Source organism: Micromonospora sp. RB23, assembly GCF_053585025.1.
The window spans coordinates 2,064,931-2,087,691 of sequence record NZ_CM132111.1; the positions used below are offsets into that span (position 1 = coordinate 2,064,931).

At 71.1% G+C, this 22,761-nt stretch carries 17 protein-coding genes and 1 pseudogene; 12 read left to right on the forward strand and 6 right to left on the reverse strand.

Features of this window, described 5'->3' with window-relative positions; translation table 11 throughout:
* Window positions 1-31 precede the first annotated feature (31 nt).
* The 3 genes from ACTFTM_RS09555 (at window position 32) to ACTFTM_RS09565 (ending at window position 3,854) form a co-directional block, all read left to right on the forward strand.
* Window positions 32-1,003: an acetylxylan esterase gene (locus ACTFTM_RS09555; protein ID WP_449565441.1), complete on the forward strand. Its 972-nt coding sequence runs from the start codon at window positions 32-34 to the stop codon at window positions 1,001-1,003.
* 71 nt (window positions 1,004-1,074) lie between these two features.
* Window positions 1,075-3,108 carry a beta-galactosidase gene (locus ACTFTM_RS09560; protein ID WP_449565442.1) on the forward strand — a complete coding sequence of 678 codons (2,034 nt, stop codon included), beginning with the start codon at window positions 1,075-1,077 and terminating at the stop codon, window positions 3,106-3,108.
* A 95-nt stretch (window positions 3,109-3,203) separates the two neighbouring features.
* Window positions 3,204-3,854 (forward strand): TOPRIM nucleotidyl transferase/hydrolase domain-containing protein, encoded by a 651-nt coding sequence (locus ACTFTM_RS09565; protein WP_449565443.1) that lies wholly within the window; start codon window positions 3,204-3,206, stop codon window positions 3,852-3,854.
* A 3-nt stretch (window positions 3,855-3,857) separates the two neighbouring features.
* Here the strand turns inward: ACTFTM_RS09565 and ACTFTM_RS09570 are convergent, their stop codons facing one another.
* Window positions 3,858-4,832 carry an Acg family FMN-binding oxidoreductase gene (locus ACTFTM_RS09570; RefSeq protein WP_449565444.1) on the reverse strand — a complete coding sequence of 325 codons (975 nt, stop codon included), beginning with the start codon at window positions 4,830-4,832 and terminating at the stop codon, window positions 3,858-3,860.
* 192 nt (window positions 4,833-5,024) lie between these two features.
* Between ACTFTM_RS09570 and ACTFTM_RS09575 the strand changes: the two genes are divergently transcribed.
* A complete protein-coding gene (locus ACTFTM_RS09575) occupies window positions 5,025-5,663 on the forward strand; it encodes a response regulator (protein ID WP_030336079.1) in 639 nt (212 codons plus the stop codon).
* A gap of 109 nt (window positions 5,664-5,772) precedes the next feature.
* On the opposite strand, the gene ACTFTM_RS09580 is transcribed toward ACTFTM_RS09575, so the two are convergent.
* The 4 genes from ACTFTM_RS09580 to ACTFTM_RS09595 all read right to left on the reverse strand — a co-directional run bounded on the left by ACTFTM_RS09580 (window position 5,773) and on the right by ACTFTM_RS09595 (window position 11,944).
* Complete coding sequence (locus ACTFTM_RS09580) at window positions 5,773-7,449, reverse strand: GAF domain-containing protein (RefSeq protein WP_449566588.1); 1,677 nt, start codon at window positions 7,447-7,449, stop codon at window positions 5,773-5,775.
* Between the two features lie 97 nt (window positions 7,450-7,546).
* Window positions 7,547-8,542, reverse strand: coding sequence for an Acg family FMN-binding oxidoreductase (locus ACTFTM_RS09585; protein WP_449565445.1), 996 nt, complete (start codon window positions 8,540-8,542; stop codon window positions 7,547-7,549).
* A gap of 150 nt (window positions 8,543-8,692) precedes the next feature.
* Entirely contained in the window at window positions 8,693-9,538 is an 846-nt protein-coding gene (locus ACTFTM_RS09590) for a universal stress protein (RefSeq protein ID WP_449565446.1), read from the reverse strand.
* Between the two features lie 12 nt (window positions 9,539-9,550).
* Complete coding sequence (locus ACTFTM_RS09595; protein ID WP_449565447.1) at window positions 9,551-11,944, reverse strand: phosphoketolase family protein; 2,394 nt, start codon at window positions 11,942-11,944, stop codon at window positions 9,551-9,553.
* A gap of 610 nt (window positions 11,945-12,554) precedes the next feature.
* On the opposite strand from ACTFTM_RS09595, the gene ACTFTM_RS09600 reads away from it, so the two are divergent.
* Entirely contained in the window at window positions 12,555-15,080 is a 2,526-nt protein-coding gene (locus ACTFTM_RS09600) for a GDSL-type esterase/lipase family protein (RefSeq protein WP_449566589.1), read from the forward strand.
* Window positions 15,081-15,185: 105 nt separating this feature from the next.
* On the opposite strand, the gene ACTFTM_RS09605 is transcribed toward ACTFTM_RS09600, so the two are convergent.
* Complete coding sequence (locus ACTFTM_RS09605; RefSeq protein ID WP_449565448.1) at window positions 15,186-16,046, reverse strand: universal stress protein; 861 nt, start codon at window positions 16,044-16,046, stop codon at window positions 15,186-15,188.
* A gap of 167 nt (window positions 16,047-16,213) precedes the next feature.
* Between ACTFTM_RS09605 and ACTFTM_RS09610 the strand changes: the two genes are divergently transcribed.
* The 7 genes and pseudogenes from ACTFTM_RS09610 to ACTFTM_RS09640 form a co-directional block, all read left to right on the forward strand.
* On the forward strand, window positions 16,214-16,450 hold the full coding sequence (locus ACTFTM_RS09610) for an HTH domain-containing protein (protein ID WP_278151289.1): 237 nt from the start codon (window positions 16,214-16,216) through the stop codon (window positions 16,448-16,450).
* Window positions 16,450-17,028, forward strand: coding sequence for a Clp protease N-terminal domain-containing protein (locus ACTFTM_RS09615; RefSeq protein ID WP_449566590.1), 579 nt, complete (start codon window positions 16,450-16,452; stop codon window positions 17,026-17,028). Before ACTFTM_RS09610 ends, ACTFTM_RS09615 begins: the two co-directional genes overlap by 1 nt.
* A gap of 94 nt (window positions 17,029-17,122) precedes the next feature.
* On the forward strand, window positions 17,123-18,127 hold the full coding sequence (locus ACTFTM_RS09620; RefSeq protein ID WP_449565449.1) for a diacylglycerol/lipid kinase family protein: 1,005 nt from the start codon (window positions 17,123-17,125) through the stop codon (window positions 18,125-18,127).
* Complete coding sequence (locus tag ACTFTM_RS09625) at window positions 18,120-19,121, forward strand: YihY/virulence factor BrkB family protein (RefSeq protein WP_449565450.1); 1,002 nt, start codon at window positions 18,120-18,122, stop codon at window positions 19,119-19,121. The genes ACTFTM_RS09620 and ACTFTM_RS09625 overlap by 8 nt, the downstream gene beginning before the upstream one ends.
* A 69-nt stretch (window positions 19,122-19,190) precedes the next feature.
* Complete coding sequence (locus ACTFTM_RS09630; protein WP_449565451.1) at window positions 19,191-20,681, forward strand: phosphatase PAP2 family protein; 1,491 nt, start codon at window positions 19,191-19,193, stop codon at window positions 20,679-20,681.
* Window positions 20,682-20,689: 8 nt separating this feature from the next.
* Window positions 20,690-21,499, forward strand: a complete 810-nt coding sequence (locus ACTFTM_RS09635) for an endonuclease/exonuclease/phosphatase family protein (RefSeq protein WP_449565452.1) — start codon at window positions 20,690-20,692, stop codon at window positions 21,497-21,499.
* 555 nt (window positions 21,500-22,054) lie between these two features.
* Window positions 22,055-22,750: pseudogene (locus ACTFTM_RS09640) on the forward strand (hypothetical protein); the annotation flags it as partial.
* Window positions 22,751-22,761: the final 11 nt, after the last annotated feature.

A 22,761-nucleotide genomic window follows, 5' to 3' on the forward strand; every position in this document is an offset into this window, starting at 1 on the left:
CTTCCGACCAACCAGCAACCGTGGAGATGCCATGGCACTGTTCGACCTGCCCGAAGACCGTCTGCGCAGCTATCGGCCCGACAACACCGAGCCGGAGGACTTCGACAGCTTCTGGACCGCGACGCTCCAGGACGCGCGCGTCCATGAGCTGAATCTCACCGTCACGCCGGTCGACAACGGCCTCGCACTGATCGACACCTTCGACGTCACCTTCGCCGGGTACGACGGCAACCCCGTCAAGGCATGGCTGCACCTGCCCGTCACCCGCACCGACGCGCTGTCCGCCGTGGTGGAGTACGTCGGATACGGCGGTGGCCGCGGCCTGCCGCACGAGAGACCTCTGTGGGCCATGGCCGGATACGCGCACTTCATCATGGACACCCGGGGCCAGGGCTCCAAGGGCCCCAAGGGGGACACACCCGATCCGGACCCCGCTGGTGACCCCGCCTTCTCGGGCTTCACCACCCGAGGTATCGCCAGTCCGGAGACCTACTACTACCGCCGGGTCTTCACCGACGGGGTCCGTGCCATCGACGCCGTACGGGAACTGCCCGCCGTGGACCCGAGCAGAGTGGCCGTCACCGGGACCAGCCAGGGCGGCGGAATCGCCACCGCCGTGGCCGGCCTCGCCTCAGGTCTGGTGGCCGCCATGGTCGACGTTCCGTTCCTGGCCGACTTTCCCCGTGCGCTGACCATCACCGACGCGTCGCCGTACGCCGAGATCACCGGCTATCTCAAGGTCCACCGGGAGAAGCGGGAGCAGGTGATGCGGACGCTCTCGTACTTCGACACGGTCAACCACGCCAAGCGGGCCAGCGCCTCGGCGCTGTACTCCGTCGGGCTGATGGACCAGGCCTGCCCGCCCTCAACCGTGTACGCCTCGTACAACCACTACGCCGGACCGAAGGACATCCGCGTCTACCCGTTCAACGGTCACGAAGGGGGCCAGGCCTTCCATGAGGTCGAGAAGCTGAGGTTTGCCGCCAAGCCGCTTAGCGGATGAGCGGGGCAGAGTCGACCCGGCGGCGGTCGAGGTCACGTCACCATCAGCAGCACCGCGAGACAGGAGCCGGCATGCAGCCGCCCCACAAGCACCGATGGCTGCGCTGGCCGTCGGATCCGTCCCGGAGCCGTCTCGCGTTCGGCGCCGACTACAACCCGGAGCAGTGGCCACGCCACGTCTGGGACACGGACGTTCGGGCCATGCAGGTGGCCGGCGTGAACATCGTTTCCCTGGCGATCTTCTCCTGGGCCCGGATCCAGCCGCAGGCCGACGTGTGGGACTTCGCGTGGCTCGACGACGTCATGGACCTGCTGCATGCCTACGGCATCGCCGTCGACCTGGCCACGGCGACCGCGTCGCCGCCGCCCTGGCTGACCACGATGCATCCGGAGATCCTGCCGATCGACCGGGACGGCCGCACCATCTGGCCCGGTGCCCGGCAGCACTGGCGTCCGACTTCGCCGATCTTCCGATTGCACGCGCTCCGCCTGACCCGCGCACTCGCCGAGCGGTACCGCAACCACCCGGCGCTGGTCGCCTGGCATGTCAACAACGAACTGGGCGGCGACAACGCCTACGACTATTCCGACGACGCCGCCACCGCGTTCCGGCGCTGGTTGCGCCGCCGGTACGGCACCCTGGAGGCCCTCAACCGGGCCTGGGCGACCACGTTCTGGTCACAGCAGTACAGCGACTGGGCGCAGATCCTGCCCGCAAGGCGGGCGAGCACGCACCCCAACCCGACGCAGCAACTGGACTTCAAGCGGTTCTCCTCCGACGCGCTCAGGGACCACCTGCGCGCCGAACGGGCCGTGCTGTACGAAGTGACCCCGGACATCCCCGTCACCACCAACTTCATGGTCATGGGCTGGTCCAAGGCCATCAACTACGCCGACTGGGCCGCCGAGGTCGACTTCGTCGCCAACGACCACTACACGATGCCGGGCCCGCAGGCGCACGACGAACTGTCGTTCTCCGCCAACCTCACCTCGAACCTGGCCGGCGGCCAGCCGTGGTATCTCATGGAGCACTCCACCAGCGCGCTCAACTGGCAGCCGGTCAACGTCGCCAAGGCACCTGGCGAGATGGCCCGCGACTCGCTCACGCACGTCGCCCACGGTGCCGACGCGGTCTGCTTCTTCCAATGGCGCCAGTCGGCGGCGGGCGCCGAGAAGTACCACTCGGCGATGCTGCCCCACGCCGGCGTCGACAGCGCCATCTTCCGCGCCGTCACCGATCTCGGGGCCACGCTGCGCGATCTCGCCGAGGTGGCCGGTACGACGCGCCGGCCGGCCGGCGCGGCCATCGTCTTCGACTGGGAGTCCTGGTGGACGGCCGAACACGACGCGCACCCCACCGACCGGCTCCGCTACCGGCAGGAGGCCCTGGACTGGTACACGGCCCTTCTCGAACTCGGCATCCGCGCCGACGTGGTCCCCGTCGACGCGCCGCTGCATCGGTACGGCCTGCTCGTCGCCCCGATGCTGCATGTCGTGCCCGGCGCGCTCGCCGACCGCCTGGGCAGCTACGTCGCCGACGGCGGCCACCTCGTCACCACCTACTTCTCCGGGATCGTCGACGAGCACGACCACGTCTGGCTCGGTGGCTACCCGGGAGCCCTGCGCGATCTGCTCGGCATCAGGATCGAGGAGTTCGCTCCCCTGCACGACGAGGAGAGCGTCGAGCTCGACAACGGCACGGTGGGCACCCTGTGGACCGACCGCATCGACCTCACCGATCCCGCGACCGAGGTCTTGGCCCGGTACGGCAGTGGCGGCCAGACCGGTCGTCCGGCCATCACCCGTCGGGCCGTCGGGTCCGGCTCCGCCGCCTACGTCTCCACCCGCCTGCGGCCCGCCGGGCTCACCGTCGTCCTGGCCGACCTGGCGCAGCGAGCCGGCGTCCACAGCGAACTCCCGACGGAACTGCGCGGTCGCGTCGAACTGGCCGTACGCGGACCGTACTGGTTCCTGATCAACCGTACCGGGCACTCAGTCGACATCTCCGCCGTCGGCGGCGAACGGCTTGCCGGGACCGCCGTCCTGGCACCGCGCGCCGTGGCGGTCCTGCGTCGCGCCACGGTCCCGGGCTCGCCCGGTACGTGATGACCCGCCCGGCCGGGGTGCCCGGGTCACTCGAGGCTGGCCCACCGTCGCTAATCCGGTGGCGGGGTGGACCGACCGTTGCGAGACTCGGAGCCGTGCCCGACCCGGACCACTTCCGAGCCGCCGTACACCTCTGGGCGGCCGGCGGTCCCGACGCCGCGACGGCCGCCGACGCCGCCCGGGAGTCGGCGGTCGGCCTGCGTGCCGTCGTCCTCGTCGAAGGGGTGAGCGACCAGCGCGCGGTGGAGGCACTCGCGGAACGACGGCACCACGATCTCACCGGTGAGGGTGTCTGCGTGGTGCCGCTCGGCGGCGCGATGAGCGTCGGCCGGTACCTGCGGCTGTTCGGGGCGCAGGGCCTCGGCGTGACGGTACGGGGGCTGTGCGACGAGGCCGAGGAGGGCTTCTTCCGCCGTGGTCTGGAGCAGGCGGGTTTCGGTGCCGCCCTGGACCGGTCGGCGATGGAGGCGCTCGGTTTCGGTGTGTGCGTGACCGACCTGGAGGACGAACTGATCCGTGCGCTGGGCAGCGACGGCGTGCAGCGGGTCATCGCCGAACAGCGGGACCTGGCCCGGTTCCGGGTCTTCCAGAACCAGCCCGCCCAACGCGGACGGCCGATCGAGCGGCAACTGCGTCGCTTCCTGGGCACGATGAGTGGGCGCAAGGCCCGCTACGCGGAGGCGCTCGTGCGGGCGCTCGACCCGGATCGCGTACCCCGCCCACTGGACCGACTACTCGCCCGCTGAGTCTCAGGCCGGCACGACCGGCAGGTCCAGCACCTCGTCGACCGTCCGGCGCGGGGTGGGTCGGCCCGGCTGGCCGTACCCGATGCGCAGCACCATCTGCGGTGTGCCGAACCGCCCCAGCGACACCCGTAGCTGCTCCCGCGCCGTCGGCACCTCGATCGGCTGGGACAGCAGCGACGCGCCCAGGCCGGCGTCGGTGGCGGTGAGCAGAACCCGTTGCAGGGCCTGACCGGCGACCACCTGGTCGACGGCGGTGTTGCCGACCGAGCCGAGCACCCCGACCAGCGGCTCGGGTTCGAAGTCCCGACCCGGTGCCCGGTCGCGCCCGCCGAAGCCGCGGGTCGGCAGCACGTCCTGCGGCTCGTGCTGCGGTCCGCCGACCGAGGTGGGTACGCCGTCCGGCGCGGGCTCGCGACGCAGCCACTGTTCCCGCTCGGCGCGGTACGCCGGGTCGCGTTCCAGCACCCGGTGCGCACCGCGGGCGATCTCGCCGAACGCGTTCACCGCGCTCACCCCGACAAGTAGCTCCAGCCAACACCCCTCGGCGCGGGCCGCCTCGCCGAGCCGCCAGCGCGCGTCGGACGGCACCGGGTCCGGCCAGAACGGCAGCCGGTTGCTGAAGCGGCGGGGGATGGCCGTGTGCAGGCTCTGCTCGGTGGGGCTGGGCCGGCGCGGGATGTCCGGCGCCAGCCGGGCCAGCAGGTCCGGCTCGGCCGGGTCCGGGCGCAGTCGCACCCGGGCGGGAGCACTGGCGACGGCCAGCGCGATCCGCAGGTTGAACAGGGCCGCGCCGCAGGCGACCCGTACGCCCCAGCCGCTGGGGTCGGTCGCCGCCAGCCGCCGGGCCGGGTCGGCCAGCACCTCGATTCCGCCGTCGCGCAGCCGGAACCGCCACGGCTGCGTGTTGTGCAGCGACGGCGCCCGGACCGCGCTGGCGGCGGCGGTCCGCAGGTGGTCCGCGGTGTAGCCGATGTCCATGGCGGTGCTTCCTCCCGTGGATGGGTCGTCGAGCCGTGACGGCTGGCGCATCCCCACGCTCCGCCAATCGGGCGGCGTCGAGCAGGGCCGGACGTCCCGATCCACCGGCCCGACCGCCCCGGCGGCCCTCGGTTCCTCGGGTCGGGACCTTCGGCCCGTGCACCCGTCGCGCGGCACCTGTAGAAACGAGGGATGATCCGCGTCTTCCTCCTCGACGACCACGAGGTCGTCCGCCGTGGCCTGGCCGACCTGCTACAGAGCAGCGGCGACATCGAGGTGGTCGGCGAGTCCGGCTCCGCGCAGGAGGCGGCGCGTCGCATCCCGGCGCTGCGACCCGACGTGGCGATCCTCGACGCCCGGCTGCCCGACGGCAACGGCATCGACGTGTGTCGCGACGTCCGGGCCGTCGACTCGTCCATCAAGGGTCTGATCCTCACCTCGTACGAGGACGACGAGGCGCTGTTCGCCGCGATCATGGCGGGTGCCGCCGGGTACGTGCTCAAGCAGATCCGCGGGACCGATCTGGTGGACGCGGTGCGTCGGGTGGCGGCCGGGCAGTCCCTGCTCGATCCGGCGATCACCACCCGGGTGCTGGAACGTATCCGCAACGGTGTCGAGCAGCCGCGCGAGTTGAAGTCGCTCACCGAGCAGGAGCGGCGGATCCTGGAGTACGTGGCCGAGGGGCTCACCAACCGGGAGATCGCCGGCAGGATGTTCCTCGCGGAGAAGACGGTGAAGAACTACGTGTCGAGCGTGCTGGCCAAGCTGGGCCTGGAACGCCGTACCCAGGCGGCGGTCCTGGCCACCCGTCTGCTCGGCAAGACGCCCTGACCCGCCCTGGTCCCCGCGATCTTGCACTTTCCGCGCCGACAAAACCGACCTTGCCCCTCATCTCGTCAACCGAAACTGCAAGATCGGCGGCGGGTCGGAGGGAGCGCGGTTAGTCGCGCAGCGGCACTGCCCAGTGCAGCTCGGTGCCTTGGGGGGTGGCGGGGCGGATCGTGAAGGCGCCGCCCAGGCGGTCGGCGCGTTCGCGGAGGTTCACCAGGCCGCCTCGGGCCGCACCCGGGTCGCAGCCCACCCCGTCGTCGGTCACCGTCACGCTCACCCGATCGCCCTCGACGCGTACGGCCACGTCGACGCGGGTGGCCCGCGCGTGGCGGACCGTGTTGGACAGCGCCTCGCGCAGCACAGCGGTCAGTTCCGGGCGGATGGCGTCGGGGACGGCGCTGTCCACCGGCCCGGTCAGCTCCAGGTGCGGCCTGAAGCCCAGGGACTCGGCGGCCAGCTCGATCGCCTCACGGATCTCGGTACGCAGCGCGGCGGTCATCGGCGTCCGCAGCTCGAAGATGGTCCGCCGGATGTCGCGGATGGTGTCGTCGAGGTCGTCGACGGCAGCGTTGATCCGTTTGGCGACCTCGGGGCGGGCCATCATCGGCGCGGCGCTCTGCAATTGCAGGCCGGTGGCGAAGAGCCGCTGGATCACCACGTCGTGCAGGTCACGGGCAATCCGCTCGCGGTCCTCCAGGACCACCAACAGCTCGCGCTCCTCCTGACCACGCGCCCGTTCCATGGCCAGCGCCGCCTGGCCGGCGAAGCTGCCCAGCAGCGCCACGTCCTCGTCGCTGGCGCCGCCACCACGCTCCGGGCGGTGCGCGACGATGAGCACGCCGTGCAGCGTCTCCGCGGTGGCCAGCGGTGAGACGATCGCGGGCCCGCTGTGCAGCAGCGCCGGCCACGGCGCGGCGTGCGCCAGGTCGTCCACCTGGTCGTGCCGTCCCTGCGCGACGGCCGCCCCGAAACTGGTGTCGGCGACCGGCAGGACAGCGCCGACCAGCGTCCGGGCCCGCTCGTCGACGCCGTCGACCACCTCCACGGTGAACTGCGCGGTGTCGGCGTCGTGCAGCAGCACCAGCGCCAACTCCGCCTCGGCGACCTCCCGGGCGCGGCGGGCGACGAGCGCCAACGCGTCGGTGCGACGCACCTCGCCGAGCAGCACCGTGGTGATCTCGGCGGTCGCCGCGAGCCAGCGTTCCCGCCGGTGGGCGAGGGCGTACAGGCGGGCGTTCTCGATGGCCACGCCGGCGGCGGCGGCGAGCGCGACGACGATCTCCTCGTCGTCCTCGGTGAACTGGGCGCCGCCCTGCTTCTCGGCCAGGTAGAGGTTGCCGAACACCTGTTCCCGGATGAGTACCGGCACGCCCAGGAAACTGTGCATCGGCGGGTGGTTGGCGGGGAAGCCGTACGAGCGGGGGTGCTGGGTGATGTCCGGCATGCGCAGCGGGCGGGGATCGTCGATGAGCAGGCCGAGCACGCCCCGGCCGTGGGGCAGGTCGCCGATCCGCGTGTGCTGCTCGGGCGTGACGCCGTGCACGATGAAGTCGTGCAGCAGCCGGTCCGGCCCGACCACGCCCAGCGCGCCGTACCGGGCGCCGACCAGCTCGCAGGCCGCCTGCACGATGCGCCGCAGGGTGGTGCGCAGATCCAGGTTGGTGCCGATGCCGACGACGGCGTCGAGCAGCGCCCGCAACCGCTCCCGGCTGGTCATCACCTCGCCGACCCGGTCCAGCATCTCCTGGAGCAGTTCGTCGAGGCGGACCCGGGACAGCGGGCTCAGGCCGAGCGACGGCGTCACCGGGGTTTCCGGGCGAGGCTGCGGGACGCTGCTGGTCACCGCGCGATCGTAGCGTCGGCCGATGCCGCGGATCGACCCGTCAGGGCTGACCGCCGCGCACGGCGGAGGTGTCGACCACCTGCTCGCTGGCCAGTCGCGGGGTGTGCGGCGGCCCCGCGTGTGCCGGGTCCGCGATACCCAGGCGCAGCACGAGGTACGGGAAGCCGATGCCGGCGAGCACCTGACGCAGGGTCTGCCGGGTGCCGGGGACCTCGACGACCGCGCTGAGCGGCACCACCGACACGCCGAGCCGGGTGGCGGTCAGCCAGGCGGCGGAGAGGGCTTCACCGGCGCGGAGCCAGCTGTCCCGGTCGTCCTCGTCGCCGTGCAGCAGCGCGTACACCGCCATGCGGTCGTGGCCGGGCCCGATCGGCAGGCTGCCGGGGCGGCCGAAGTCACGGCCCGGCACGGTGGTCTGTGGCGGCTGCTCGGGCAGCACCTCGGCGGGCAGCCCGGTGCCGGTGTCGGCGCGGCTCGTCCAGTACGCCAGCTCGGCGCGCAGCTCCGGGTCCTCGGCCTCGACCGCGCTGGCGCGCCCGGCCGTGGCGGCCAGCTCCAACACCTGGTCGCGGTCGAGGATCTGGAGGCGACTGCCCTCGGCGGTGACCGCCCGGGTGATCTCCCCGATCGCGTCGGTGGGCACCTGCTCGTCGCTGACCGGCCGTCGGTCGGTGTGCCGCACCGACATGCACTGCACGAGGCGCATGGCGTCCGGGTCGGCCTCGGTTCGGGTCAGGTCGGTCAGGCGGGCCACCAGACTCTCGTCGCCCGGGTCGGGTAGGCGTCGCACCACCGCGCGCCAGCCCTCGGCGGCGAGCGCCGTCCGGGCGTGGTGCAGGGCGGCGCCGCAGCTGACCGCCAGCAGTCGTCCCTCCGGGTCGCCGGCCGCGAGCTGCCGGTCGGCGACCGTGTGCAGCTCCAGCGCCTCGGGGAGCACCCGCCAACGCCAGGGCTGCGTGTTGTGCACCGATGGGGCGTGGCCGGCGGTGGCGGCGGCCTCCGCGAGCGCGGTGGTCAGCGAGCTTTCCTGACTCATCGTCACGACCTTTCCGTCTTAGCCATCGTGCCTGACCTGCCGCTGTCGCGCGGTGTGTTGCCGCTCCATCGTCGGGCCTCGGCGGGCGGGACGCACGGGCCACAGGTCCCGACGCGCGGGCCGGTCGGCCCGGACGACGCAGGATCGGCCTCAGCGTTCCCGGACGACGGCGACCGGGCAGCCGGCGTGCTGGATGACCTGTTGGCTGACCGAGCCGAGCAGCATCCCGGCCAGCCCACCCCGGCCCCGGCTGCCGACCACCACCAGCTGGGCCGACCGGCTCGCCTCGATGAGCGTCGCCGCCGGACTGCCCCCGACGAGGTCGACGGTGAGGTCCAGCTCGGGAAACGTGCGCCGCCAGGGTTCCACCGCCTCCTCGACGGCCGCCCGCTCGTCGGGGGTCCCGGCGGCCCCACCCGGGCCCGGCGTCCAGGCATGCAGCACGCGCAGCGGTACCCGTCGTTGGGCCGCCCGTTCGGCCGCGAAGCCGAGCGCCACCAGCGACGGTTCCGAACCGTCCACACCCACGGTCACGGGGTCGGCCGGACCGTGGGCCGCACCGTCGCGGACGATGACGACGGGGCAGTGCGCGTGCGCGGCGACCGCCACCGCCGTCGAGCCGGCCAGCAGTCCGCCGAACCCGCCGTGGCCCCGGCTGCCGAGCACCAGCATTCCCGCGTCGGTGGAGCGTTCCTGCAACACCAGGGCGGGTGGTCCGTCGTACACCTCGCCGGTGACCGTCAGGCCGGGATGCGCGGCGGCGGCGTCCGCGGCGGCCCTGCGGACCAGGTCGTCCACCTGCCGCCGGGCGGTGTCGTCCGGCCAGATGCCGGGCGCCACGCCCGGACCGACCCAACTGGCCACGGTCAGCCATTCGAAGATGTACGCCAGCCGCACCGCCTGACCGCTGCGTTCGGCCTCGTCCAGCGCCCAGTTCAGGGCCACCGACGCGTCGGTGGAGCCGTCGTAGCCGACCAGGATCTCCGCGTCCCGCACGTCGTCCTCCTCTCAGGGATTGGTCGGGTCGGTCTCGCGGACCCACCGCCACTCGGCGACCTGCGGGTCGTCCTCGCCGTACCGGCGCGTGTAGTCGCGGGCCGCCTGCCGGGCGTCGACCATCTTCTGGCGCAGGTGCGCGGCGCGCGCGCCCAGGCCCGGCACCCGGTCGATGACGTCGATGACCAGGTGGAACCGGTCCAGGTCGTTGAGCATCACCATGTCGAACGGGGTGGTGGTGGTGCCCTCCTCCTTGTAGCCGCGGACGTGCAGGTTCTCGTGGTTGGACCGGCGGTACGTCAGGCGGTGGATGAGCCACGGGTAGCCGTGGTAGGCGAAGATGACCGGCCGGTCCGGCGTGAAGATGGTGTCGAACTCCTTGTCGGGCAGGCCGTGCGGGTGTTCGGTGTCCGGTTGCAGGCGCATCAGGTCGACGACGTTGACCAGCCGGACCTTCAGCTCCGGCAGGTGTTGACGCAGCAGGTCGGCGGCGGCGAGGGTCTCCAGCGTGGGCACATCCCCGCAGCAGGCCAGGACGACGTCCGGCTCGCTGTCGCCGTCGGTGCTGGCCCACTCCCAGATGCCGAGGCCGCGGCGGGTGTGCTGGATCGCCTCGTCCATCGTGAGCCAGTTCGGCGCCGGCTGCTTCCCGGCGACGACCACGTTGATGTAGTGCCGGCTGCGCAGGCAGTGGTCCATGGTGGCGAGCAGGGTGTTGGCGTCCGGCGGCAGGTAGACCCGTACGACCTCGGCCTTCTTGTTGACCACGTGGTCGATGAAGCCCGGGTCCTGGTGGGAGAAGCCGTTGTGGTCCTGACGCCAGACGTGGCTGGACAGCAGGTAGTTCAGCGAGGCGATCGGTTGCCGCCAGGGGATGGCCCGGGTCACCTTCAGCCACTTGGCGTGCTGGTTGACCATGGAGTCGACGATGTGGATGAACGCCTCGTAGCTGGTGAACACGCCGTGCCGGCCGGTCAGCAGGTAACCCTCCAGCCAGCCCTGGCACAGGTGCTCGGACAGCACCTCCATGACCCGGCCGTCGGGGGAGAGGTGGTCGTCGCCGGGGACGGTGGCGGCCATCCAGGCCCGGTCGGTCACCTCGAAGGCGGCGCCCAAACGGTTGGACGCGACCTCGTCCGGGCCGAACAGCCGGAACGTCTGCGGGTTGGCGGCGATCACGTCCCGGATCCACGGCCCGAGCACCCCGGTCGCCCCGGCCATCGGCTGGCCCGGCTCGGGGACGTCCACGCCGTACTCGCGGAAGTCGGGCAGGTCCAGGTCGCGCAGGACCACGCCGCCGTTGGTGACCGGGTTGGCGCTCATCCGCCGGTCGCCGGTCGGCGGCAGCGTCCGCAGCTCGTCGACCGGGGCGCCGGTGGCGTCGAACAGCTCCTCCGGTCGGTAGCTGCGCAGCCAGCGCTCCAGCTCGGCCAGGTGCGCCGGGTTGTCGCGGACGCCGGACAGTGGCACCTGGTGGGCGCGGTAGGTGCCCTCGACCTCCGTGCCGTCGACCTCGCGCGGTCCCGTCCAGCCCTTCGGCGTCCGCAGGATGATCATCGGCCAGCGGGGACGCTCGACAATCCCGCCGGAGCGGGCCCCGCGCTGGATCGAGGCGATGTCGTCAAGCGCCCGGTCCAGGGTGGCCGCGAGGGTGCGGTGCACCACGTCCGGGTCGTCGCCGGCCACCACGTACGGCTCGTAACCGGAGCCCCGCATGAGGTCCAGCAGGTCCGCCTCGGGAATCCGGGACAGCACGGTGGGATTGGCGATCTTGTAGCCGTTGAGGTGCAGGATGGGCAGCACCGCGCCGTCCCGGGCCGGGTTCAGGAAGACGTTGGAGAGCCAGCTGCCGGCCAGTGGGCCGGTCTCCGCCTCACCGTCGCCCACCACGCAGGCGACCACGAGATCCGGGTGGTCGAACGCGGCGCCGTAGGCGTGGCTCAGGGCGTACCCCAGTTCGCCGCCCTCGTGGATCGAACCCGGCACGTCCGCCGCGACGTGGCTGGGGATGCCGCCGGGGAAGGAGAACTGCCGGAACAACCGGGCCATCCCGGCCTCGTCGCGCGCCACGTCGTGGTAGCGCTCGGACCAGGTGCCCTCCAGCCAGGTGTTGGCCACGATGGCCGGGCCGCCGTGCCCGGGGCCGGTGACCAGCATGGCGTTCAGGTCGCGGGCGACGATCACCCGGTTGAGGTGGGCGTAGATCAGGTTGAGTCCGGGGCTGGTGCCCCAGTGCCCGAGCAGCCGGGGCTTGATGTCGTCGGTGGTCAGTGGCTCCCGCAGCAGCGGGTTGCCCAGCAGGTAGATCTGCCCGACGGTGAGGTAGTTCGCGGCCCGCCAGTAGGCGTCCAGCCGACGCAGTTCGTCTTCGGTCAGAGGGCTGTGCAGGTCAACAGCGGAATCCATGCTGCGTAAGCCTCTCGCGAAATCGGGGACGTCGCATCCGGTGTCCCGGGTTTTCCCGGCCACGTCCAGCTTCGTCGCCGCCGAGAGGATGGGGCAGGGCCGTTGGTCCCCACTGGCGCGGATGCATGCCGCCACCTCTTCCCTGACCGAGGGTAGTCGCGTCGGTCTGTCGACGGGGTCGGATCGGCGGTGCGTGACGGTCTCCGGGCAACGTGTTCCGCTCCGGGCGGACCCGCCGCTGGGCCCACCCCGGCTGGAGCTGGGCGGTGTCGCTGGGCCGGGGGACTGGCGGCTGTATTCGATTCGAGACTTGTGGATCTATGGAATTCACTCCAAGATCATGGATCTGAAGAACCGACGACAGTCAACGACGACAAGCCATCGACGGGGGTACGTCGAGGCGAGCGTCGGATCCCTACTCGTCCCAGGTCAGGCAGCGGGTGGGCCGGTACGTCCGGCGCGATGCTTTGCCGGAGGTGACTTCGTGATTCCACCCTCCGTGCCGTGATCGGACAGAGAGAAGTCCTCCATGTCTCACTCCCATAGTCGATCGTGGGTGCACAGAAGTAGCCGGCATGGCGCCCGTCTCACGGCGTTCGTTCTTGCGTTGGTGCTGGTTGTGGCCGGCTCCACCAATATTGGCGTGACCCAAGCGGCCGCCGCCCCGGCGGATGCCGTGTGCTCCGTGCACGGCTCATCCTTCGACGTCAGGCCGGTCGAGGCAGAGAGCGTGGGGCTGCGCGTGGGCTGCGCGCGCGACTCAGGGCAATTCCGGCAGTTGGCATTCGATGACGAAGATGTCGTGGCGATCCTGGACTTCAATCCCGTGCAGCGCCCTGAGCAATTTCAGGAGCTACTGCTGCAAAGGGTCGCGATCTTTCATCGCGACCAGACCGACGCCGGGCTTCTCCTCAGCGAGTCTTTCGCGCGCCAAGCCCAAGAAAATTCTGCAGGCTATTACTCACCGCGGATCGACATCAAGTTCGGCGGAAGCATCCAGGCTCTCGGCAACAGCCTGGTGATCGTGGTGCCCAAGGTGTACATCGGCGCTGCGGGCTTCTGGGATGGCTTCTGGAAGGGGCTGGTGGTCGGTCTCGCCAGTGTGGGGTCATCGCTCCTGGTCGCTGCCATTTGCATGGCCGCCTTCAGCCCCGGGGCTGTCGCCGCCGCACCGGTCTGCGGTGCTATCTCTGGAGCCTTGGGCTCAGCCGTGGGCGAATTGACGAGCGCCCGGTTGGACGGGAATCCGATCGACGCCGACGTCTGGGGTAAAGCGGCAGGCAACGCGGTGTGGGGCGCTCTCGGTGGCGCTGTCGGCGGGGCGGCCTTGCAAGTCCTCTCCTCGAGCACGCGACCTTTCATAGAGGAGGGTCAGAAGCTGTTGCGCAACTTTGCGACTAAATTCCGTTTCTGGGAGACTCCTCTTAATTACGTAGCCAGCCTGCTCACCGGGAATACTGCCGACATCATTTACAACACGATCCTGCGCTTGAAGCGGGGCGTCGGGTCAACGGTAGAAGGACCGGTCGGGGCGCTCAGGGTGATGGTTGTGGGCGATTCGATGTCCCAGGGTGCCGAGGGTGACTGGACTTGGCGCTACCGGCTGTGGGAGTGGTTCAGAAGTCAGAATGTCGCTGTCGACTTCGTCGGTCCCTACTTCGGCACCAACCCCCCTGAAGAAGCAACCGGCCCGGCCCCGCCCCGTTTGCAAGGGGCTCCTGCCCCCTGGGAGGGAATGCCCCGCACCTGGGGTGCGTACGCCGCGGGTGCGTCGGCCTTCGACCCTGACCACTTCGCGGTCTGGGGCCGTCAAGCGGCCCAGGTCAAGAATGAAATTTATGCGCAGGTAGCGGAGCACAAGCCCGACCTGCTCCTGGTGGGGCTTGGGTTCAACGACCTGGGCTGGTTCGTCGACGGCCCGGACGGGACCATCGCCAGCATGAGGACGCTGGTGAGCGAGGCTCGTGCCGCCAACCCCAACATCAAGTTGGCACTGGCCAACATCCCTCAGCGCACCCGGCTCGGTGCCAACCCGAACCTGCCAGCCAACACCGATCGCTACAACACGCTGCTGGCCACCTCGATCCCGTCGTGGAGCACCAGCCAGTCCCCTGTGGCGTTGGTCGACTGGCGCGGGAACTACGCCTGCGGGCCCGACAGCTGTCCGAACGGCTACGACGGGCTGCACCCCAACGCCCGTGGCGAGTACAAGATCGCCCAGGCGTTCGAACGCACCCTCGTCAACAACTTCCGCATCGGGACCAGCGTGCCAGCCATCCCCGACACCATTCCGGCGCGGCCCACTCCCGTGCCGAGAAACGTCGTCGTCGAGCCCGGCCCCCAGGGGCCCAAGGTGACGTGGGATGCGGTCTTCGGTGCCCACGGATACACCGTCCGGTCCCGTCTTGTCGGCTCAGCGAACTGGAATGAGTCCAGGGCGGCGGCCAACCGCCACGACACGCTCTCTGCCGATGGCCTGAAGTGGGAATATCAGGTCCGCACCGACAACGGCGACACCGATGACCAGAAATCCGCGTGGACGTCCCCGACAGCGCCCATGGTGGCGCACTCGACGGCTCCTCCGGGCCCGTACCCGGTCGTCACCCGGGCCACCAGCACCGGCTTCGACATCACCTGGGGCGAAACCGTCGGGACGGTCGAACGTTACGGGGTCATCTACTGGGATCAGGACGAACCGGGCGCAGTCCTCGGCTCCGTCGGAATCAGGGGTCACGCAGCCCATATCGACGGCCTGAAAGTCGGCCACCGTTATCTCGTCTGGGTATCGAGTTGGGACACCAGCGGCGGTGGAGGGTTGCCGAATCCCGGCCGCCCCGTCCTGGTCGGCGGCGGAACCCCCGCGGCGCCGAGCGGCCTGAAGGCCAATGTCCTCGACGCCTCAAGCGTCAACCTCAGCTGGAACAAATCCGCCGGCGCGGCCGGCTATCGCGTCTGGGTTCGCAACCTCAGCGATGGCAGCGAGTTGACAGCCAGTGATCAGACCATCATGGAAACGACCTGGGGTGTCGGGTTCCTGTTCGCCGGTGCCTTGAACTACGAATTCTGCGTCACCGCCGTCAACGGTGCGTTGGAAAGCGGGATGTCCAACTGCGTGAAGCCCGTGAAATCGTCCTGACCGTTGTGCTGTGGCGCGGTCTTGTGACCGCGCCACAGCCACGCGGCTACGGAATCGGTCACCCCCGGTCAGCTCTTGCGCCGTCGCGGCTGGTGGCGCCCCGGGTCACGGCCGTTGGTTCGGCGCCGGGCGCGTGCCGGTCCCGGTCAGCGGCTTCTCGGCCAGGCCGCGGACGACGACCACCGGGGCGGGGGAGTGGTAGAGCAGGGACTGGGCGACCGCGCCGAGCATGGCGCGTCCCGGTTCGTCGCCACGGGCGGCGACCAGCGCCACCTGGGCCGACCGTGACGTGTCGATGAGCACCTGCGCGGGGTCGCCGCGGACGACCCGGCACTCGGTGGGCACTGCGGTGTGCCGGTCGACGTGGCGGGCCAAAGCCTCGCCGAGTTGCTCGGCGACCGCGTCGGTGTCCTCGTCGCTCTCCACCACCCGCAGGGCCACGAGTCGCGCGCCGCGCCGGGAGGCGCACTCCACGGCCCACCGCAGGGCGAGGTGTGAGCTGGGCGAGCCGTCCACCCCGACCAGGACCGGTCCCTGCGGCGGTGGCTCGCGGCGGACGGCCAGCAGTGGGCAGTTCGCCCGCGCGGCCAACTGCACGGCGGGTGTGTCGGCCGGGACGCACTGACCGCTGCCGGCCATCCCGCTGTCGCCGACCGCCAGGAGGAAGGCCGATTCGGACCGGCGGATGAGGGTGGGCAGCATGGCGCTCTCGACGATCTCGCCGCGTACGGTCAGACCGGGTTCGACCTGGTGGGCGAGCTGGGCCGCCCGGGTGATCAGATCCTCGGCCGCGTCGCGGGGCGCGGCGACGGTGTCCGCCGCGAAGGCGGCGTGCCAGTCGAAGGTGTGCACCAGGTGCAGGGGCCGCCCGTGGCCGGCGGCCTCCTGGGCGGCCTGCTCCACGACCGGGAGGTCACCGTCCGAGCCGAGGCCGACCAGCACCGCCGCGTCGGCCGATGCCGCCATCCGATACCACCTCCCGGGCGTCGCGCCCGGCACGACCGCGCTGTCTCTGCACCGAGGGTAGTCGGATCATCGCGGTGCGTGGGTCGGATCGGTTCAGGGCTACGCGAACGCGAGCGCGCTGTCAACGAATGTTGACAACCGTACGGCTGTCAACGTATGTTGACGGCATGAGTCAGGCGACGGAACTCGCGGCGGCAGCCGGCAGCACCGACCCCCGGGTCGGGCTGCGCGCCGTCCGCGCGCTGCGCCGGCTGCTCGAGCGACTCGAGGTGGTCCAGGTGGACAACGCCCGCCGACAGGGCTGGTCCTGGCAGGAGATCGCCGACGCGCTCGAGGTGAGCCGGCAGGCCGTGCACAAGAAGCACGCCGGGCGACCGGCGGTCAACACATCCTGGGAGGCGTGATGTTCGAACGGTTCACCGACCGGGCACGGAACGTGGTCCGACGGGCGCTGGAGGAGGCGCGGGCCGAGGGCCGACGGCCGATCGGCACCGAACACCTGCTGCTCGCCCTGCTCGCCGACGAGGACGGCCTGGCCGGCCGCGTGCTCGCCGACGCCGGAGTACGCGCCGACGACCTGCGCGAGCGGGTCCGGCGGCACACCGTCGGCGGAGGCGCCGGTCTCGGCGACGCGGACGCGGCGGCGCTGCGCGAGATCGGCATCGACCTGGCCGCGATCGTGGCCCGCATCGAGCAGTCCTTCGGCCCCGACGCGCTGCGCGAGGCGGTGCCGGCGCCGCGTCGCCGCTGGGGGCGTCGGCGCTACCTCGGCGGGCCGTTCTCGCCCCGGTCGAAAAAGGCCCTGGAGCTGTCGCTGCGCGAGGCGCTGCGGCTGCGCCACAAGCACATCGGCACCGAACACATCCTGCTCGGGGTGCTGCGTGAGGGCCAGGGGCTGGGTGCGCTGGTGCTCACCGAGGCCGGGGTCGACCTCGACGATCTGCGCCGCCGGGTGGAGGCGGCGCTGCGCGCGGCGGCGTGAGGTGTCACCCGCGGGTTGAAACCTGTCTGTGGCACTTCCGACGCCGGCGGCTCGCCGGGTCGCTGACGGCGGCCCGGTACTGCACACTGACGCCGTGGATGCTGGACAGGACAGGCGCCCCTCAGGTGGCGACGGCGGGCTGCGCTCCGCCGTGGTGGTCAACCCGGCGAAGGTCGCCGATCTCGACGAGCTGCGCCGCACCGTGAACGACGCGCTGGCCGCCGTCGGCTGGCCCGAGCCGCAGTGGTTCGAGACGACCGTCGACGATCCCGGCCGGGGCCAGACCGAACAGGCCGTCAAGGACGGCGTCGACCTGGTCTTCGCCTGCGGCGGCGACGGCACCGTGATGTCCTGCGTCAGCGGGCTCGTCGGCACCGACGTGGCCCTCGCCGTGCTGCCGCAGGGCACCGGCAACCTGCTCGCCGCCAACCTCGGTCTCTCCACCGACCTTCCGGCGGGGCTCCAGGTCGCCGTCGAACGCGGTCGGCGGCTGCTCGACGTCGGCGCCGTGGAGGACCAGTACTTCACCGTGATGGCGGGCATGGGTTTCGACGCCCAGATGCTCGACGCCACAAACGAGACCACCAAGGCCCGCATCGGCTGGCCGGCGTACGTGATGGGTGCCGTGAAGCACCTGCGCGACCGGCCGATGCGGGTGCAGATCCGCATCGACGACCGCCCGCCGGTGCGCCGCCGGGCCCGCTCGGTGCTGATCGCCAACGTCGGCCGGCTCCAGGGCGGCGTGACCCTGCTGACCGAGGCCGAGCCGGACGACGGCTGGCTCGACGTCGCCGTACTCACCCCGCGTAACCTGCGGCACTGGCTCGCGCTCGGCTGGGCCGTGGTCCGCCGCAGCGGCCAGGTGCCGCAGCTGGAGGTGTTCCGCGGCCGCACGGTGGTGGTCACCAGCAACCGCGCGCAGCCGCGGGAGCTCGACGGCGACCTCATCGCTCCCGGACGGCAGCTCCGCGCCGAGATCCGGCCGCAGTCGCTGTGGCTGTGCGTCCCGCAGCCCGACGACGCCCCCGACCTGTCCGTCGACGCACAGGGCGCCGGGGAGCGGGGCGAGCAGCTGATCGAGGAAGCGCGCCGTGAGTAGCACCCGGATCGTGCCGGAGACCCGGCTGATGGCCGACGAGGAGCTGTCGGCCGACGACGCCTGGCACACACTGCGCCGCAAGGGCGGCTGGCACCTGCTGCGCGACGCGTTCATCCGGTTCCGCTACGGCGACGGATTCAGCCACTCCCGGGCGTTCGCGTTGCAGCTCTGCCTGGCCGTGGTGCCGTTCCTCATCGCGCTCACCGGTCTGATCAGCGAGCTGGGCGTCGAGGAGGGCGGCCGCGTCGTCGCCGACACCGTGCTGGCGCTCACCCCCGGTCAGAGCGCCGAGGTCGTCGGCGAACTGCTCGGCGAGGGCGAACGCGTCGAGGACGCGGGGGAGCTGGCGCTCACCCTCGGTCTGCTCACCGGCCTGGTCGCGCTGACCACCACGATGGCCCAGATCGAGCGGGGCGCCAACCGCATCTACGGGGTCGAGCGGGACCGCCCGGCCCTCTGGAAGTACCTGCGGGCGGCCGTCCTGGCCGTCACCGCCGGCCTGCCCGCGCTGGCCGGCTTCCTGATCCTCGTGGGCGGCGGGGCGATGGGCGACTCCGTACGCGAGCACTACGAGTGGGGCGAGACCGCCAACATCATCTGGAACGTGATCCGGTTCCCGTTGAGCCTCGGCCTGACCGTGCTCGCCGTGGCGGTGCTGTTCCGGCAGGCGCCGCGCCGCAACCAGCCCGGCCTGTCCTGGCTGTTCTTCGGCGCCGGCATCGCCACGGTCCTGTGGTGGCTGGCCAGCCTGCTGCTGGCCGCGTACGTCAAGTTCAGTGACGGCTTCGGGCAGACCTACGGCGCGCTCACCGGCATGATGGCGCTGCTGCTCTGGGCCAACCTCACCGGCATGGCGCTCTTCGGGGGGTTGGCCTTCGCCGCCCAGTTGGAGGCGCTGCGGATCGGCGTGCAGGAGCCGGCGCAACCCGACCTGTGGGAGCCCGAGGCCGACCGCGCCGAGCTGTTCGACACCGGAGACATGACCGCGCTCTGAACGCGCCGGGTGTACGCCGGACGCGGATCGGGTACCTCGCCTCGCCAGGTACGACAAGGGAGGTGCGGGTTGACCGCGGTCAAAGAGGTGGCTCGGCGTCCGATCGGTCACTTCGCCGAACGGAGCATCGCCGGTCTGGTCGCCGTCATCGGCGCCGGTGCGGCGTTCGGGCTGTTGCTGTTGCTCGTCCGCTTCCGGTGGAGCCCGTTGCAGGACGCGGACCACGCGCTCGCCGAGTGGTTCAACTCGCTCGTCGCCCCACACCACCCGCTGGTCACCGTGCTCCAGGCGGTGACCGACCTGGGTGGCCGTCCGATCCTCATCTGGCTGGTCGCTATCCCGGCGGTCGGCCTGCTGATCCGGCGGCAGCCCCGGCTGGCCGTCTACCTGATCGTCACGGGGGTCGGCGGGCTGATCCTCGACCCGTCGCTCAAGGCCCTCGTCGGTCGGCTCCGCCCGGTGGTGGACGTTCCGGTCGCCAGCGCGCCCGGCAACAGCTTCCCGAGCGGGCACGCGCTCGGCTCGATCGTCGCGTACGGGGCGCTGCTGCTGGTGTTCCTGCCGGCGATGGCGCCCCGCTGGCGCAAGCCCGCGATCGTCGGCGTGGGCGTGCTGGTGGCGCTGATCGGGCTGACCCGGATCGCGCTGGGCGTGCACTTCGTCTCCGACGTGCTGGGCGCCTGGCTGCTCGGGGCCGCCTGGCTGGGCGTCACCGCGTACGCCTTCCGGCTGTGGCGGCGCGAGCGCGGCAAGCCGGTGCCGCCGCTGACCGAGGGACTGGAGCCGGAGGCGGGGCACGACATCGCCATCGCCCCGGCCGAGGAGCGCGTGCTGGCGCATCCCCGCTCGGCGGTGGCCGAGCTGCTGGTCGGCTGGGTGCTCGTGTTCGGCGCGCTGTACGGCTTCGGAACGTTCGTCAGCTACCACGCCAAGGGCACCTTCTTCGCCACCCTGGACACCGAGGTCCCCCGCTGGTTCGCCGACCGGCACACCGACGTGCTGACCGACGTGAGCTGGTGGTGGAGCAAGTTCGGGGACACCCACGCGATCCTGCTCATCTCGCTGGTCTTCTGCCCGCTGGTGCTCGCGGTGTGGCGGCGGTGGCGGCCCGTGCTGTTCGTGGTGCTGGCGATGGTCGGTGAGCTGACCCTCTTCCTCGCCTCGGCGCACGTGGTCGGCCGGCCGCGCCCGGCGGTGGAGAACCTGGACGGGCAGATGCCCACCTCCTCGTTCCCGTCCGGGCACATCGCGGCCACCATCTGCGTCTGGCTGGCGATCACGCTGATCGTGTTCCCGCGTACCGACCGCTGGTGGCGGTGGATCTTCGTGGCGCTGGCCGTGATCATGCCGGCCGGGGTGGCGACCTCCCGGATGTACCGGGGGATGCACCACCCGACCGACTTCATGGGCGCGATCCTGCTCTCCGCGCTCTGGATCGGCCTGCTCTACGTCGTGATCCGCCCCAACGCCGACCTGGCGCAGGGCAACCAGCCGGCCATCGAGTCGGAGGACGTGGACACCCTCGACGACGAGCTGGCGCGCGCCGGCCGACCTGACTGAGCACCACGATGCTGCGGGTGATGACCTGGAACATCCGCACCGGCGGCCGGGACCGGGACGGCGGCGACCGGCTGGATCGGGTGGTCCAGGTCGTCGACCGGCATATGCCGGACGTGCTGGCGTTGCAGGAGCTGCGCGGCTTCGACCGGGCCGGGCTGATGGCCACCGTGGCGGACCGGGTCGGGATGACACCCCACCTGGCCCGGTCCTGCTTCGGGCAGCCGGTGGCGGTGCTGGTCCGGCCGCCGTACCGGGTCGTCGACGCGGGGCCGGTGCGCCGCCCGTTCCACCACGCCGCCGCCCGCGTCGTGGTGGCCACGTCCGCCGGTCCGTTGACGGTGCTGGGCACCCACCTCTACCCGTACTCGGGGGGTCGGCGACGGATGGAGGTCGACTGGCTGGTCGCGGCCCTGCGCCGCGCCCCCGGGCCGCTGACGCTTGTCACCGGTGACCTCAACTCGCTCGATCCGATCGTCGACCACGCCGCTCGACTGGCCGGTATGCCCTCCCTCTACCGGCGGCGACACCTCCGTCGCTCCGGTGACGCGGTGGACACCCGCGCGGTCGCGCGGCTGCTCGACGCCGGTCTTGTCGACCTGTGGCCGTGGGGCAACGCCGACGCGCCGGAGGCCGCCGGCCTCACCGTGCCCACCGACCTCGGCGGGGTCGAGTTCGCGGGTATGCGGCTGGACTACCTGTTCGGCAGCACGGCTGTGGCGCAGCGGCTCCTGGACTGTCGGGTCATCCGCGGCGGTGCGGTGGACACCGCCTCCGATCACTATCCGTTGCTGGCCGAGCTGGATCTCAACGCCTGCTGAGCGTGCCCGGGAAATAGATGTGGACGGACGGTGATGCCGTTCGTATCCGCTCGCTGGCCGGGCTCATAAATGTCAACGCCGTGATCGGCCGACGGCTTCCAATCGCGTTGTCGCGGGTGGGCAACTCTGATTGACAGCCGTAGATTGTGCGGTTAAAGTCGCAGACCATCAGCTCACGTCAGCAGCAGAGGCCGCACGACCGAAATGTCGCGCGGCGAACAGCGGTCTGTTGACGAATTACACACGGGGGCCCTCATGCGTGCGTGCAAGCACAGAACGCCGACCACCGACTCGTGCTGCGGTTTCTCCCTCGGCGCCCTACGCCTCGACGGCGGTTGCCGGCAGCGGATGATCGACTAGTCCCGCCCGCAGCACGCGCCTCGGCGTTTCATTTCCGTCTGCCCTTCAGTAGCGCATCCGCGCGCCCGAAGGGTGGTCTTTCCCTGGGCTTTTCGCCGCCATTCACACGGCATTGCGACATCGTCCATGAGTGTCATTTGTGGACGCCCTTTTGTGTCCTGTCGCCGCGCAAGAAGGAGCACGATGCGCCTCACCATGCCCAAAATCCTGTCAACCACACCATCCAGGTCACGCCCGCTGCGCGGGATCGCCGTGGTCGCGTCGGCGTTGCTCGTCGCCACCGTGGCCGCAGTGCCGGCTCCGGCCAGCGCGGCCGAGAACCCGAACCCGTCCAGAATCACCGAAGCTTCCTGGTGGTTGATGCAGGAGCTGAAGAGCCTCGAGCCCGGCACCGAGGACGGGGGCATCTACGACAACAAGCCGGGCTACCACAACACCCGGTCGGCCAACGACGCGGACGACTACTCCGTCCAGGACGCCGAGGACCAGGGCGGTCCGTCCGACAAGGCAGCCGCATACGACTGGACCTTCCCGGAAGCACAGGGTTTCTCGCTGATGGCCGACCAGGCTGCCGACCCGGATCTGGTCCTTCCGTCCACCGTGCGGGCCGCCGCCGCGGACTACAGCAACATCGCCCGCTACTCCAAGCGCTTGCTGGCCTCGGGTCAGGACCCCAACGATCCTCGGCTGGACGGATGGCGGGAATTCTTCGGTCAGACCGACAGCGACGATGATGTGGAGGGGTGGGACTTCCGGGGGGACTACGCAAAGTCGTCTGACAACTCACACCTCTGGCACATTCATCTGAGTGAGGACCGCGACAAGGTCAACAACTACGACAACAAGGCCGCCCTGCTCAGTGTCCTGCGCGGGGAGACCGTGGCGCAGTGGCTGGACCAGTC

What these genes read in the sequence shown, in the direction of transcription:
- ACTFTM_RS09595 (WP_449565447.1), bottom strand. Translation starts at nt 11,944, where the DNA reads ATGGATTCCGCTGTTGACCTGCACAGCCCTCTGACCGAAGACGAACTG.
- ACTFTM_RS09555 (WP_449565441.1), top strand. Translation starts at nt 32, where the DNA reads ATGGCACTGTTCGACCTGCCCGAAGACCGTCTGCGCAGCTATCGGCCC.
- ACTFTM_RS09585 (WP_449565445.1), bottom strand. Translation starts at nt 8,542, where the DNA reads ATGAGTCAGGAAAGCTCGCTGACCACCGCGCTCGCGGAGGCCGCCGCC.
- ACTFTM_RS09615 (WP_449566590.1), top strand. Translation starts at nt 16,450, where the DNA reads ATGTTCGAACGGTTCACCGACCGGGCACGGAACGTGGTCCGACGGGCG.
- ACTFTM_RS09575 (WP_030336079.1), top strand. Translation starts at nt 5,025, where the DNA reads ATGATCCGCGTCTTCCTCCTCGACGACCACGAGGTCGTCCGCCGTGGC.
- ACTFTM_RS09570 (WP_449565444.1), bottom strand. Translation starts at nt 4,832, where the DNA reads ATGGACATCGGCTACACCGCGGACCACCTGCGGACCGCCGCCGCCAGC.
- ACTFTM_RS09560 (WP_449565442.1), top strand. Translation starts at nt 1,075, where the DNA reads ATGCAGCCGCCCCACAAGCACCGATGGCTGCGCTGGCCGTCGGATCCG.
- ACTFTM_RS09605 (WP_449565448.1), bottom strand. Translation starts at nt 16,046, where the DNA reads ATGGCGGCATCGGCCGACGCGGCGGTGCTGGTCGGCCTCGGCTCGGAC.
- ACTFTM_RS09610 (WP_278151289.1), top strand. Translation starts at nt 16,214, where the DNA reads ATGAGTCAGGCGACGGAACTCGCGGCGGCAGCCGGCAGCACCGACCCC.
- ACTFTM_RS09635 (WP_449565452.1), top strand. Translation starts at nt 20,690, where the DNA reads ATGCTGCGGGTGATGACCTGGAACATCCGCACCGGCGGCCGGGACCGG.